At 33.2% G+C, this 14,772-nt stretch carries 13 protein-coding genes and 1 pseudogene; 6 read left to right on the top strand and 8 right to left on the bottom strand.

Annotated features, from left to right (window positions below; translation table 11 throughout):
- Window positions 1-114 precede the first annotated feature (114 nt).
- Window positions 115-2,040, bottom strand: a complete 1,926-nt coding sequence (ftsH, locus tag P5P89_RS18405) for an ATP-dependent zinc metalloprotease FtsH (protein WP_278009624.1) — start codon at window positions 2,038-2,040, stop codon at window positions 115-117.
- An 18-nt stretch (window positions 2,041-2,058) separates the two neighbouring features.
- Entirely contained in the window at window positions 2,059-2,430 is a 372-nt protein-coding gene (gene rsfS / locus P5P89_RS18410; protein WP_110306154.1) for a ribosome silencing factor, read from the bottom strand.
- A gap of 92 nt (window positions 2,431-2,522) precedes the next feature.
- Between rsfS and P5P89_RS18415 the strand changes: the two genes are divergently transcribed.
- On the top strand, window positions 2,523-3,251 hold the full coding sequence (locus P5P89_RS18415; protein WP_278009625.1) for a biotin--[acetyl-CoA-carboxylase] ligase: 729 nt from the start codon (window positions 2,523-2,525) through the stop codon (window positions 3,249-3,251).
- A 42-nt stretch (window positions 3,252-3,293) separates the two neighbouring features.
- Here P5P89_RS18415 and P5P89_RS18420 read toward each other — a convergent pair whose 3' ends face one another.
- From P5P89_RS18420 to pyrE, 3 genes are all read right to left on the bottom strand, one after another.
- Window positions 3,294-3,956 (bottom strand): hypothetical protein, encoded by a 663-nt coding sequence (locus P5P89_RS18420; protein WP_278009626.1) that lies wholly within the window; start codon window positions 3,954-3,956, stop codon window positions 3,294-3,296.
- Between the two features lie 255 nt (window positions 3,957-4,211).
- Window positions 4,212-4,604 (bottom strand): SRPBCC family protein, encoded by a 393-nt coding sequence (locus tag P5P89_RS18425; protein ID WP_278009627.1) that lies wholly within the window; start codon window positions 4,602-4,604, stop codon window positions 4,212-4,214.
- 63 nt (window positions 4,605-4,667) lie between these two features.
- Entirely contained in the window at window positions 4,668-5,312 is a 645-nt protein-coding gene (pyrE, locus tag P5P89_RS18430; RefSeq protein ID WP_278009628.1) for an orotate phosphoribosyltransferase, read from the bottom strand.
- A gap of 7 nt (window positions 5,313-5,319) precedes the next feature.
- On the opposite strand from pyrE, the gene P5P89_RS18435 reads away from it, so the two are divergent.
- The 5 genes and pseudogenes from P5P89_RS18435 (at window position 5,320) to P5P89_RS18455 (ending at window position 9,818) form a co-directional block, all read left to right on the top strand.
- Complete coding sequence (locus P5P89_RS18435; RefSeq protein WP_269235709.1) at window positions 5,320-5,943, top strand: NUDIX hydrolase; 624 nt, start codon at window positions 5,320-5,322, stop codon at window positions 5,941-5,943.
- A gap of 451 nt (window positions 5,944-6,394) precedes the next feature.
- Window positions 6,395-7,743, top strand: a pseudogene (locus P5P89_RS18440) (DEAD/DEAH box helicase).
- A 225-nt stretch (window positions 7,744-7,968) separates the two neighbouring features.
- Window positions 7,969-8,418, top strand: coding sequence for a hypothetical protein (locus P5P89_RS18445; RefSeq protein ID WP_025572948.1), 450 nt, complete (start codon window positions 7,969-7,971; stop codon window positions 8,416-8,418).
- A 105-nt stretch (window positions 8,419-8,523) separates the two neighbouring features.
- A complete protein-coding gene (locus P5P89_RS18450; protein ID WP_278009629.1) occupies window positions 8,524-8,952 on the top strand; it encodes a transposase in 429 nt (142 codons plus the stop codon).
- A gap of 14 nt (window positions 8,953-8,966) precedes the next feature.
- Entirely contained in the window at window positions 8,967-9,818 is an 852-nt protein-coding gene (locus P5P89_RS18455; protein ID WP_278009630.1) for an IS3 family transposase, read from the top strand.
- A gap of 69 nt (window positions 9,819-9,887) precedes the next feature.
- Here the strand turns inward: P5P89_RS18455 and P5P89_RS18460 are convergent, their stop codons facing one another.
- The 3 genes from P5P89_RS18460 to P5P89_RS18470 all read right to left on the bottom strand — a co-directional run bounded on the left by P5P89_RS18460 (window position 9,888) and on the right by P5P89_RS18470 (window position 14,543).
- A complete protein-coding gene (locus P5P89_RS18460) occupies window positions 9,888-10,403 on the bottom strand; it encodes a DUF421 domain-containing protein (RefSeq protein ID WP_278009631.1) in 516 nt (171 codons plus the stop codon).
- An 81-nt stretch (window positions 10,404-10,484) separates the two neighbouring features.
- On the bottom strand, window positions 10,485-11,855 hold the full coding sequence (rimK, locus tag P5P89_RS18465) for a 30S ribosomal protein S6--L-glutamate ligase (protein ID WP_278009632.1): 1,371 nt from the start codon (window positions 11,853-11,855) through the stop codon (window positions 10,485-10,487).
- Window positions 11,856-11,996: 141 nt separating this feature from the next.
- Window positions 11,997-14,543 carry an ATP-dependent Clp protease ATP-binding subunit gene (locus P5P89_RS18470; protein ID WP_278009633.1) on the bottom strand — a complete coding sequence of 849 codons (2,547 nt, stop codon included), beginning with the start codon at window positions 14,541-14,543 and terminating at the stop codon, window positions 11,997-11,999.
- Window positions 14,544-14,772 lie beyond the last annotated feature (229 nt).

Genomic DNA, 14,772 nt, shown 5'->3' on the forward strand with positions numbered 1-14,772 from the left:
TTATGTGAAATACTTTACATGTTAATTGAAAACGTTCAAAGATAAAAAAATCTTAATTCAAAAGGGTATTTTGAATTAAGATTTTAAAAAATATTACTTAATGTATCGAATAATTTATGAAACGACCTCTTCTAAATTTTTATCCCAGCTACGTTTTCCGAAAATTGTCTCTAGATCATCTTTAAAGATGACTTCTTTTTCGATTAAGATATCAGCAAGTTGATTTAATTTATCTTTATTTTCTTCGAGAATTTGAATAGCTCTTTGGTATTGCCCTTCAATTAATTCTGAAATTTCAGCATCAATAATTTTTGCAGTTTCATCAGAATATGGTTTAGAAAAGTTATATTCACTTTGTCCTGTTGAATCGTAATACGTAACGTTTCCAATTTTATCATTCAAGCCATAAATGGTTACCATAGCACGAGCTTGGCGAGTTACTTTCTCTAAATCGCTTAATGCTCCGGTAGAAATTCTGTCAAAAGTTACTTTTTCGGCAGCTCTTCCTCCCATAGTTGCACACATTTCATCTAACATTTGATCTGTTCTCACGATTTGCCTTTCTTCTGGAAGATACCAGGCAGCACCTAAACTTTGTCCTCGGGGTACAATAGTTACTTTGATAAGTGGTGCAGCATGCTCTAACATCCAACTCACAGTTGCATGACCAGCTTCGTGAATTGCAATTGCTCTTTTTTCTTCTGGAGTAATGATTTTGTTTTTCTTTTCAAGACCTCCAATAATTCTGTCAACCGCATCAAGAAAATCTTGTCTGTCAACTGCTGCTTTGTTGTTACGGGCAGCAATTAAAGCAGCTTCATTGCAAACATTTGCAATATCAGCACCGGAGAATCCTGGTGTTTGCTTTGCAAGAAAATCCAAATCAAGACCTTCAACTTTTTTAATAGGTTTTAAGTGTACCTGGAAAATTTCAGCTCTTTCGCGAATATCCGGTAAATCAACAAAAATTTGTCTGTCAAAACGTCCTGCACGCATTAAAGCTTTGTCAAGAACGTCAGCTCTATTGGTTGCAGCTAAAACAATTACATTAGAGTTAGTACCAAAACCATCCATTTCTGTTAGTAATTGGTTTAAGGTGTTTTCTCTTTCGTCATTTCCGCCAGACATATTGCTTTTTCCTCTGGCTCTACCTACAGCATCGATTTCATCAATGAAAATGATTGCTGGAGATTTTTCTTTTGCCTGCTTGAATAAATCACGAACACGTGATGCACCAACTCCAACAAACATTTCAACGAAATCAGAACCTGATAATGAGAAGAAAGGCACTTGGGCTTCACCAGCAACAGCTTTTGCTAATAATGTTTTACCGGTTCCAGGAGGTCCTACCAATAAAGCCCCTTTAGGGATTTTACCTCCAAGATTTGTGTATTTTTCTGGGTTTTTAAGAAATTCAACAATTTCCTGAATTTCTTCTTTAGCTCCTTCTAGACCAGCAACATCTTTAAAAGTAGTTTTGATATCTGTTTTTTCATCAAAAAGTTTAGCCTTAGATTTTCCAATATTGAAAATTTGTCCGCCTCCGCCAGCGCCTCCGCCAGACATTTTGCGCATTATGAAAATCCATACACCAATGATGATGATGATAGGCAATAAGCTAACTAAAATATCACTCCAGTTGCTCGCTTCTTTAAAGTCATAATCAACTAACTTTTTTTCTGCTTTAGCTTTGTCTAGTTTTTCCTGAAAAGATTTTAAATCACCAAATTTAGTTGTGTAATGAGGACCTTTGTTAGGCCTGTCAAACATATCTTTGGCTACTTTTTTATTCGCAGGATCTTTTAATGCTGCATCAGAAAGATAGATTTCAGCATCTTTATTGTTGAATATAATAACATTTTTAATTTGCCCTTTAGCCAGCATATTATCAATGTCAGACGATTTTAATTGGGCTGGTTCGCTCAGATTAGAACCTCCTGTTGCAAAACTTATAAATAAAAATACCAAAAGTATTGCGGCGTATATTAGCCAGGGGCTTATTTTGAATTTACTCGGATTTGGATTGTTATCTTTAGCCATTATTAGAGAAAGTTTCTTTTAGTATTTGTTTTCGATTGTAGTTATTTTGGCGTCACCCCAAAGGCTTTCGATGTTGTAGTATTCACGAATATGCTTTTGAAAAACATGTACAACGATGTGCACATAATCCATAAGAACCCATTCTGCATTATCGGTTCCTTCTACGTGCCATGGTTTATCTTTTAAGTCTTTCGACACTGTTTTCTGAATGGAGTTTACTATGGCGTTAACCTGTGTGTTTGAGCTTCCGTTACAAATTACGAAATAGTCACAAACTGCCGTTTCTATTTCTCTTAAGTCCAGAATATCGATATCATTTCCTTTTACTTCTTCAATCCCTTTGATTATGTTCGCCAACAGAACATCATTATTAATAGTCTTTTTCGCCATGAATTATATTTATGAATTTGTAAAGTTACCAAAATTTGTCATTATTTTTGAACCTTAACAAAATATTAAATTAAGTTATTAAAATTATTTTAATGAAACTAATCAAACTCGATGCCATAGATTCAACAAATGACTTTCTTAAGGCATTATCCAGTCAGGATGAAATAGATAATTTCACAGTGGTAACAGCTGAAAATCAGATAAAAGGAAAAGGCCAAATGGGGGCCAAATGGTTTTCTGAGACCGGTAAAAACTTAATTATGAGTGTTTTGGTTAAAAATTTTTTATTTCATACGGAAAAGGTTTTTGATATGAGTTTAATAGTTTCATTAAGTGTAATCCAAACATTAAAAGAATTAGATATTCCTCATTTAAGTATTAAATGGCCTAACGACATTATGTCATATAACAAGAAGATAGGTGGCATACTTATTGAAAATACTCTAAAAAGTGATGGCAGAATCGTGTCGATAGTTGGGATAGGATTGAATGTTAATCAGGAAAATTTTGAACATTTACCAAATGCATCTTCATTAAAAGTAATTTGTAATAAGGAATTTGATAAAGAATCCCTTCCTTTTTTAATCATTGAGAAAATGAAACAAAAAATAGGATTATGGGAAAATAATTCTGCTTTGTATCGGCAAGAATATTTCAATTTGTTATTCAGAAAAGGAGTGCCAATGCCATTTAAGAATCTTCACAATAAAAATTTCATGGGAATTATTCAGGGTGTTTCACCAATCGGAAAGCTGCAGGTTTTACTTGAAGATGATTCTATTGCTGAATTTGAAATAAAGGAAATTCAGATGCTTTATTAAAATGATAAGAATTCATAAGTTCAAAGTTTAAAAATAATCTTTCTAAATCTGATGAATTGATTCGGCTTTAGTTTTTGGTTCTATCTTTCTGTTCCAGTAAATAATATAAAATATGCCAAAAATAGTTGGGGTGATCCAGGCAATTGCACTTCCAATTCCTAATCCTGCAACTATATAAGCCGTGATAGATGCGATTAGTGCCCCAGTCATTTTTCCTATATGTTTTGCCAGCCAGCTTTTGTTGGTCTCTGGTAATTTTTTGAAAAAGATAAAGTCTTTATAGCTCATATAAAAACCAAATCCTCCAAAGAAAATAAACAACATTCCATTTGTAATAGTATTTAACTGGCAATAAATCCCGAGCAAAATCATTATTACAGAAAAAAGCAACATATTTCCCGAAATTACTTTATCTGCTAAATTAGCTTTTAGTTTGTGTTTAAAATTCAATATTCTATTTCCTGAAATAACAAGATAGATTGTGAAGAGCCCGATTAGAAATAGAAAAATGTTTTGATGATTTGGTATCCAACAGATAATCAACGAAATAATTGAACTCGTTAGCATCCCGATTGAAAATAACTTCCCCATTCTTTTATGTAATTTACCGCCTTTTTTAACAGCGACATTTCCAATACCTGTAATTAGTCCAATTCCTCCAAAAAAGGCGTGAATGTAAATTAAAATCTTAATTGCTGGTTCCATCTGATATGTTTTAGTTTTGATGGACCAAACTTCCATTAATATTCTGATAGAACATAATTTATATTTCCGAATTGTATTTTTTTAAGGATGAATTGTTTTTTAGAAAGATTTGAAACTAACAAAAGCATAAAGATTTATATTTTGCATTTTCACCAAATTAATTTTTGTATTAATATTCTAAATTGAGACAATGTTATAAACAAAAAAAGTCCGATTATATCGGACTTTGTAATATTGTGCTAATCTATAAATGGATTAAAGTTTATTCATATTATTGGCTAAAGTTTCAATAAACTTACTGATCGGACCTTTAACCATCATGGCCATCATGGCGTTAAATTCACCTTCAAAAAATAACTGAACAGCACTTTCTGAATCAGAAATACTATCAATATTTGAAACTAAAGTAAAAGGAAGCTTATCACTTGCAGCACCCAAAATGATTTTGTTAGGAGCTATTTTGTCTTTCATTTTAAGTTTTATTTCCGGCATACCTTTTAGTCCAAAAATAAAAGCATCTTCCCCGGTTACTTCAAATTTAGCTATATTATCCGGCATTAATTTTTCAAAATTCTTTACATCAGACAGTAAACCAAATAATTCCTGGGCTGATTTCTGAACGGTAACTTTTGGACTTTCTAAGTTCATTTTGTTTTATCGTTTTTTATTATTTTTCTGGTAAAGTTCCTAAAAGGCAGATTAGAATTTATGTTATTCCTGTCTCCACGTTGAAGGACTAACACTCCAGTCTTGTAAAGTTGTTTGCTGATCTTCACTAATATATTGTTTCTGAACGGCTAAACTTAATAAGTTTTCATAATTACTCAATGTAAATAAATCAATATTTGCATTTTTGAAATTTTCTTCAGCAACACTAAAACCATAAGTAAAAATGGCTGCCATCCCTTTAATATTTGCACCTTCATTACGTAAAGCTTCTACAGCCATAAGACTGCTGTTACCGGTGCTGATTAAATCTTCGACAACAACAACATTCTGGCCTTTTTGCAAAAAGCCTTCAACCTGATTTTGTCTTCCGTGTTTTTTAGGTTCAGGGCGTACATATACAAATGGTAATCCAAGACTTTCCGCAACAAGAATCCCTATTCCAATGGCTCCTGTAGCAACCCCTGCAATAACATCTGGCTTGCCAAATTGTTTTTCTATGTTTTTCGCAAATTCATCACGAATGTAATTTCGGATAATTGGAAATGAAAGAATTAATCTGTTGTCACAATAAATAGGTGATTTCCATCCGGAAGCCCATGTAAAAGGATTTTCTGGATTCAATTTAATTGCATTTATTTGCAAAAGCAATTCTGCTGTTTTTTCGGCGGTATCTTTATTAAAAATCATAGTACAAATGTATAAAGTTTTTGTGAACGACAAACCACTTTTTTTGACAAATGAAATCTCGAAAGAGACTAATTTTCAATTGTTCCTGTTGGAGAGTATTGATATAGAGCAGCTTATTGTGAAAATATTTCAAAATAAAATTCAAAAGGCCTATTTATACCATCCCGACGAGAAGGAAATAATGAAGACGCTAAAAGCCAAAATACCTGTAAATAAAGCCGGAGGAGGTTTTGTTTATAATAAAAAAGGTGAAGTTTTGTTTATTTTTAGAAACGGAAAATGGGACTTGCCAAAGGGTGGGACTGAAAAAGGAGAAGAGATTGAACAAACTGCTATGCGCGAAGTTGAGGAAGAAACAGGTGTTAATCAACTCCGAATTACAAATAAACTCCAAAAAACCTATCATGTTTTTAAGCGCAACGGAAAATATAAATTAAAAATCACGCATTGGTTTGAGATGTACTCTGATTTTGAAGGAACACCTCAAGGCCAACTAGAAGAGGGTATCGAAAAAGTAGCGTGGCTAAATCCGGAACAAATCAAAGAAGCGCTTAAAAATTCTTATGAAAACATTAAATTATTGTTTGAAGAGGAAGGAAAACCAATTTTTAAAATTCCAGACTCTAATTAATTATCATGACGTGCCACCATTTATTAAAAGCCCCAATCAACTTTGCGTTCATTGGGGCTTTTAATAAATGCTGTCGGGCTATGCGCGCTACTTAGGTAGCTTGCTTCTATCCCTCACGCGAAATTTTAGAATTTGTTTCGAGTTTTTTGCTGCCAGATTATTGGAAGTATGTGAAAAACTCTCTGATATTTCTTTGTATGTAAAACCGTAAAATAATTTCTTGTTTGTGTAATTGATTTTTTTATGCTTTAAAGTATAGATAAATGTGATATTTACATGGGTTTAATGAATATACAAAATGTTTGTAATTGTAATCTAATTGTGCTTTCGATTAGAAAATAATATGTCCCAAAATACAAACTTAATAATACGCATTAATTTAAACCATTAGTATTTCAGCCTGAAACCTGAAACAAGAAAAACCTGAAACAAATTTCCCTACTTTTGCAAAATGAATAAAAAACAACATCCAGACAATATACTTTTGAATTTAGGAATTGAGAACCTGAATGAAATGCAGGAAATGGCACAAGATGCTATTTTAAATGAAAACAATGTTTTATTGCTGTCACCAACAGGTTCGGGAAAGACATTGGCTTTTCTGCTTCCGGTTTTAGAATTATTACAGCCCGAAATTTTATCGGTTCAATGTTTAATTCTGGTTCCGTCCCGTGAACTTGGATTACAAATTGAGCAAGTCTGGAAAAAAATGGGCACCAGTTATAAAGTGAATATTTGTTATGGCGGACATTCGATTGATACAGAAATTAAAAACTTAAGCAATCCGCCTGGTGTTTTAATTGGAACTCCTGGGAGGATAGCAGATCATATTGACAGAGAGACTTTTCGGACAGATAAAATTCAGACTCTAATTCTGGATGAATTCGATAAGTCGCTTCAATTAGGTTTTCATGAGCAAATGTCTTTTATTATTGGAAGATTACCAAAAGTGAATAAAAGAGTTTTAGTTTCTGCAACTTCAGATGTTGAAATTCCGAAATACACCAGAGTAGTAAATCCAATCATTTTAGATTTTATTCCGGAAGAAGAGGAAAAAGCAAATCTTTCGTTGAAAATGGTAGTTTCGCCTCTTAAAGATAAATTAGAAAGCTTATTTAATTTGATTTGTTCCTTAAAATCCCAGTCGGCTATTATATTTTGTAATCATCGCGATGCTGCCGAACGTATCAGTGATACTTTAAATGAAAAAGGAATTTATTCTATTTACTATCACGGTGGTATGGATCAGGAGGAACGGGAACGTGCTTTAATTCAGTTTAGAAACGGAAGCATGAGTTATTTAATTACTACCGATTTAGCTGCTCGTGGGCTGGATATTCCGGAAATGAAACACGTAATTCATTATCATTTGCCTTTGAAAGAAGACGAATTTACACATCGTAATGGTCGTACCGCACGTATGCAGGCTTCAGGGACAGCTTACATTATTATTCACGAAAGTGAGAAAAAAATGGATTATATTGATTATAGTATCGAAATGCTTAATGTTGAAAATGCTGCTGTTCTGCCAAAACCTCCTGAATTTCAAACTGTTTATATCAGTGGAGGAAAAAAACAAAACTGAATAAGTTTGATATCGTCGGTTTCTTTTCGCAAAAAGGAAAACTGGAAAAAGATGATTTGGGTTTAATTGAAGTGAAAGATTTCGTTTCGTTTGCAGCTGTAAAATATAATAAAGTGAAAGATTTACTTAAAAATATAAAAGATGAGAAGATGAAAGGAAAGAAATTTAAAATTGAGGTTGCGAGAAAAGTTGTAAAAAAAGAAGATGGAAGATAAATAAGTGTTTTGCTTTTTAACTCAAGTTAAAAAATATATTATAAATATTGAATTTAATATTTTGTGTAATTTGTTGATTTCTAAAATGTTAATGATGTTTTGTTATTAGGTTGTGAAAAAATAAATAAAATTCACAATTTAATGTTAATCAAAGTATAGTTTTAGAAGTAATTTTTCATAATTTCGGCGATTATTAATAGTATAAAAATTAACCCCAAATTCATTATGAAAAAGATTATTACCCTTGCCGTTTTACTTTTTAGTTTTGTTTCATTTGCACAGATTAAAGTACTTGAAACTGTTCCTGTTGAAAAATTAGGAAAAGTAAACAACAACTATATTCAAAAAATTGGAGATGAATATACTGTTTATTATACTAGTATTGTGAGCGATGATGACGATTCTTCAAGCTTAAGAAAATTTTCTTTTAAAAACGTTAATAACGACTATGCAAGTCTTTACAGTATCATTATGAATGGTTTTAATGCAACTCCTTTATATGATATTAAATTAGAATTACCTAACAATTATATTTGGTTACATTATACAGGAAACACTCTTCCTGAGAAATCTACAGTTCAGTTTATGGTTTCAAGCAAAGACGCTTCTTCAGGTTCAAGCAATGTTTCTGAACCTTTCGTAAAAGATCAGATCAATAAATTATTTCAAAAATAATTTGCTTTAAAATATAAAACTAAAAAAGGCTATTCAATAATTGGATAGCCTTTTTTAGTATAAAGATGTCCCGTCCTGAAATAGCGATACACAAAAACAATCGTTATGGAAGAATACAGCAATTATGTAAAGCGCACCCAGCGAGATTACAGCATGTCCTTAAAACTTCAAATCGTTAGAGAAGTTGAGCAAGGTAGTTCATCAATTACCCAAATTAGAAAACAATATGGCATTCAAAGCCATGCTACAGTTCTGGGCTGGTTACGAAAATTTGGTAACTTTGATTGGGAAAACCAATCTCCTTTGAATATGGCAAAGTCACCCGAACAAAAAATTATGGAACTTGAAGCCCAAGTCAAGCTATTAGAAAAACAAAAGGCTCTTTTAGAACGACAAGCTTACGTTGCAGATAAAAAAGCAATCTTGTTTGACATGATGATTGATTTAGCTGAGAAAGAATATCATATCGATATCCGAAAAAACTCTGCACCCGAACAATCGCCCGCTTCAGAGCAAAAGAACAAAAAACAGTAGCGTTTACCTGTTATTTGTTCGGGATAGACAGACAGGTTTATTATCGAAAGACTAGAAGAATAGCATCCAAACAAAACAAAGCCAAAGAAGTAATTTTGATGGTGGATAATATCAGGAAGACAATGCCTAGAATAGGTACTCGAAAACTATATTATCTTTTGTTGGATAAACTTCAATTAATGAAAATTGGAAGAGATAAGTTCTTTGATATACTCAGAGCCAATCATTTATTGATACATCCTAAAGGAAGTTATCATCTAACGACTAACTCACATCATCGATTTAATAAACATCAAAATCGAATTCTAGATTTAGAAATTAACAGACCAGAGCAAGTTTGGGTCTCTGATATAACCTATCTAGGAAAAAGAGATAATCCTTGCTATTTAAGCTTAGTCACAGATGCTTATTCTAAAAAGATTATGGGATATTATCTTGCCGATAACATGAACACAGAAAGCAGTTTGAAGGCTTTTAAAATGGCTCTTAAACACAGAAACAACAAAAAATTACCATTGATACATCATTCAGACAGAGGGATTCAATATTGTGCTAATGACTATCAAAAGCAGCTTAATAAAAATAAAATTCTATGCAGTATGACACAAAACTCTGACCCTTATGAAAATGCAGTGGCAGAAAGGATTAATGGTATTTTAAAACAGGAATTTATGATTGACAAATACAATCAAAAAGCAGAAATCATGCAAAAAATTGTAAAAGAAGCTATTGATATCTATAATGAAATCAGACCTCATTATTCTAATTACATACTTACTCCAAATCAGATGCATAACCAAAACAAAATTAAAATGAGAACCTATAAAACAAAAAACAGTAGCAAAACTGAGCTTGCTACTGTCTAAAATTGTACTTTTATTTTTTATTAATCCTGTATCACTTTTTCAGGACTAGACAAGATTTAGAAAACATTGTTATTTCCTAAAATTCTTATGATTATGTTTTCTTTTGTAATGAGTTTGTTTTAGTTTTTTTTTGTCTTCAGAAATGACACTAATTGTACCGTCAATTTCAAGCATGCACAGTTTAACTTCATTAAAGTGTTCTAAGCCATGTTCTCGCATTGCTTCTTTTAATTCATCGTTGGAAATGTCTAATTTACTTAAAGTTTTAAAATCAAGTTTTCCATCATGAATAAGGACTTCAGGCTTATCCAGAAGTAAATCGCTAATAAGCTTGTATTTGTGTGTCAATTTTTTAATTATAAAGTTGATTACAAACAAGACCAAAGCAGCTACCAAACCTCCCCAAAGACTGGTGTCTGGGCCTACCATTGCATTTTGAACGGAATTACTAATCAGTAAAATCAGGATAATGTCAGCAGTGTTTAATTGGGATAGCTCTTTTTTTCCGAATATTCGTATAGCAATTGTCATAAAAAAATAGACGGCAGCACTTCTTAAAATAATGTCTAAATAAGGGAAAAGCATGTTTTTTATTTTAAAGTTAACAAAAAAGCCTTGTCAAAGTTTAAACCTGACAAAGCTTTTTAAATATCTGTATGTTTTAACTTAAATTAATTTAAAATTCTTTTCTATTGCTTTGATCATTTCCCCGGCAACATCTTTATTTGTAGCACCTTCAATTCCTTCAAGTCCTGGAGAAGAATTTACTTCAAGCAGCAAAGGGCCTTTAGATGAACGAATGATGTCAACACCAGCTACTTTTAAATCCATTGCTTTTGCGGCTTTAATCGCGATCTTTTTTTCTTCAGCAGTCACTTTTATTACTGACGCAGTTCCGCCAAGGTGAATATTAGCTCTAAATTCGCCTGGCATAGCCTCACGCTGAATGGCTGCGACTACTTTGCCATCGATCACAAAACAGCGAATGTCTTTTCCGTTAGCTTCTTTAATAAATTCCTGGACTAATATATTTGCGTTTAGACTTTTAAAGGCATTTATTACGCTTTCTGCAGCTTTTTTGGTTTCAGCCAAAACAACGCCTTTTCCTTGTGTTCCTTCCAGTAATTTTACAATTAAAGGAGAGCCTCCAACCATTTTAATTAAATTGTCAGTGTCTAAAGGTGAATTTGCAAAACCAGTCGTTGGAATATCAATACCACTATTTAAAAGCAGTTGCAGCGAGTACAATTTATCTCGTGACTGTGTTATAGCTGTAGCCGAATTTAGAACAAATACTTTCAAAGCTTCGAATTGACGGGTCAGGGCACAGCCATAAAAAGTAATACTTGGACGAATTCTCGGAATAATAGCGTCAAACTGGTTTAGTATTTTTCCCCCACGATAATGGATTTCGGGAGTTTTAGCGTCCAGTTTCATGTAACATTCCTTGATGTTCAAAAAATGCATTTCATGGCCGCGCATTTCTCCGGCTTCCATTATTCTTTTATTGCTGTATAATTCGGGATTGCTGGCTAAAAGCCCGATGCGTAGACCAGAACTTGCTTTTTCAGAATTTTGGTAAAGTTCTTTTAATGTTTCAGTAGAAGGCTGTCCCAACATGTATTTTTCTTCAGGATCTACTAATACGCGTCCGCTCATTGCTTCACGACCTAAAAGCATTCGAAAACCCATAGAATCCCTGTTAGTCAATGTCATTTCAATTGGCCATTTGATTTCGCCTAATTTAATGCTGGTCTGAATTACATAACGATGTTCCCTGAAACCGCTTGAACTTTTTACAATTCTTTTATCAATCAAAGGAGCTTCACAATGAATTACGGTTTTAATGTTATTCTGAATTGGATTAATGTCGAATTTTACCCAATTGGCATCATTTTTTATAAATGGAGCTATATTGATGGCATGCATTGCCGAAGTTTTTGCACCTGAATCCACACGAGCCTTTATTGTAGGGATTCCCAGTTCAGGAAATGCGCACCATTCTTCACTGCCTAAAATGACTTTGTTTTGAAGCATATATTGTTTTTTATTGTAGAGATTTAATAACCAAAAATAGCTATTTGCTTTTATTAAAGGTAGTGATTTATCAAAAAAAAACACCCGTTATGTTATGAAAACGTAACGGGTGTGTTATTTATGTTATAAATTTAAACTGATTTATTGATTGGTCGGCTCCTCTGCTTTGTGTATTTCTACTGAAAGTTCTTCTGAATTATCTTTTAAATCCATTACAATTTCATCACCTGAATGTATTTTTGAAGTGATGATTTCTTCGGCTAACAAATCTTCAACATACTTTTGAATAGCTCTTTTTAGAGGTCTTGCCCCAAATTGTCTGTCAAAGCCTTTTTCGGCTATAAATGCTTTAGCTTTATCAGTCAAGCTTAAATTATATCCAAGTTCAGAAATACGAGCGTATAATTTTTTAAGCTCAATCTCGATGATAAGATCGATATCAGCTTTTTCTAATGCATTAAATACGATTACATCATCAATTCTGTTTAAGAATTCCGGAGCAAAGGTTTTCTTCAATGCATTTTCAATAATGCTTTTCGAATTTTCATCAGCCTGAGCAACTTTAGCAGCAGTTCCAAAACCAACACCTTGTCCAAAATCTTTTAACTGACGTGCACCAACATTCGAAGTCATGATAATGATTGTGTTTTTAAAGTCGATTTTACGACCTAAACTATCAGTCAGATAACCATCATCTAAAACCTGAAGCATCATGTTGAATACATCTGGATGTGCTTTTTCAATCTCATCTAAAAGTACTACACAATAAGGTTTTCTGCGAACTTTCTCGGTTAACTGTCCACCTTCTTCATAGCCAACATATCCCGGAGGCGCTCCAACTAAACGGGAGATAGCAAATTTCTCCATATATTCGCTCATGTCGATACGAACCAAGGCATCTTCAGAATCGAATAATTCTTTTGCTAAAACTTTTGCCAATTGCGTTTTACCAACTCCGGTCTGACCTAAGAAAATAAATGAACCAATTGGTTTGTTTGGATCTTTAAGTCCGGCTCTGTTACGCTGAATAGAACGTGCGATTTTTAAAACAGCATCGTTTTGTCCAATTACCTTATTCTGAATTAGTTCCGGTAACTTGGCCAGTTTGTTGCTTTCTGTTTGTGCGATCCTGTTTACAGGAATTCCGGTCATCATTGAAACCACATCGGCTACATTGTCTTCAGTAACTTCAATTCTATTACTTTTAGAATCTTCTTCCCATTGTTCCTGAGCAAGTGCTAGGTCTTTTTCAATACGTTTTTCATCATCGCGAAGTTTGGCTGCTTCTTCATATTTTTGCTTTTTGACAACCATATTTTTGTTCTCACGAACTTCTTCTAACTGACGCTCTAAATCCAAAATTTGCTTTGGAACGTCAATATTAGTGATGTGTACACGAGATCCGGCCTCATCCATGGCATCGATAGCTTTGTCTGGTAAAAAACGTTCAGACATATATCTGTTGGTTAATTTAACGCAGGCTTCAATTGCTTCCGGAGTATAAGTTACATTGTGATGGTCTTCGTATTTGTCTTTTACATTGTTCAAAATGGCAATTGTTTCTTCAACAGAAGTTGGTTCCACAATTACTTTTTGGAAACGTCTTTCTAAAGCACCATCTTTTTCAATATATTGTCTGTACTCATCAAGAGTGGTAGCACCAATACATTGTATTTCACCTCTTGCTAATGCTGGTTTAAACATGTTTGAGGCATCAAGTGAACCAGTTGCTCCGCCGGCACCAACAATAGTATGTATTTCATCAATGAAAAGAATAATATCGTCGTTTTTCTCAAGCTCGTTCATTACGGCTTTCATTCTTTCTTCAAATTGTCCTCTGTATTTTGTTCCGGCAACTAAGCTTGCCAGGTCAAGAGTAACAACGCGTTTGTGAAAAAGAATACGCGATACTTTCTTTTGGATTATACGCAAAGCCAGTCCTTCTGCAATAGCAGATTTACCAACTCCCGGTTCTCCAATAAGGAGTGGATTGTTCTTTTTTCTTCGACTTAAGATTTGAGAAACACGTTCAATTTCTTTTTCGCGTCCTACAACAGGATCTAGTTTTCCTTCTTCGGCCATTTCTGTTAAATCTCTCCCAAAATTATCTAATACCGGAGTTTTCGATTTTTTGTTTGACTTATTGGCTGGATTGTTAAAACTACTTTCTTTTAAACTGTCATCTTGTCCTGAATCATCGTTATATGATTCGTTTTTTGGCAAGTTTTCTAAGAATTCTTCTTCGTTTGGAGTCATATTTAAATATTGTTCTTTAGCTATATCATAATCTATTTTTAGTTTATTCAATAGCTTGGTTGTTGGATCGTTTTCGTTTCGTAAGATGCATAAAAGCAGGTGAGCCGTACTAATCGACGAACTTTGAAATACTTTAGCCTCTAGAAAAGTAGTCTTCAGTGCCCTTTCGGCCTGTCGGGTAAGATGAAGATTTTTCTTTTCGGTGTTTACTTCAACGCTGTGGTTGGCCGGACTCAGTATTTCTACCTTCCTGCGTAAATGGTCTAAATCGACTGCCAGGTTATTAAGTATATGAATAGCTTTTCCGTTACCATCTCTTAAAATGCCCAGCATTAGATGTTCAGTACCAATAAAGTCGTGCCCTAAGCGAAGAGCTTCCTCTTTACTGTATGTAATAACATCTTTTACTCTTGGTGAAAAATTATCATCCATAATATATAATTGGTATTGTAAATTTAATGAATTAGTGATTGAAAAACAAAAACCATACCTTTCAGAAACACCTGTCAGCTAATAGACAAAAAAAATAGTAATAAAACAGTTAAAAAAGGCTTAATTTATTAACTAAAACTAAAAAAAAGTTGTTAATAAATCATTGAAATATCTGTAAGGAAATAGCTGAAAAAATTTCAAAAAAACGTATCTTGGCACGTTTTGAAAA

The sequence above is a fragment of the Flavobacterium gyeonganense genome, from assembly GCF_029625295.1.
In the GTDB taxonomy this organism is placed as follows: domain Bacteria; phylum Bacteroidota; class Bacteroidia; order Flavobacteriales; family Flavobacteriaceae; genus Flavobacterium; species Flavobacterium gyeonganense.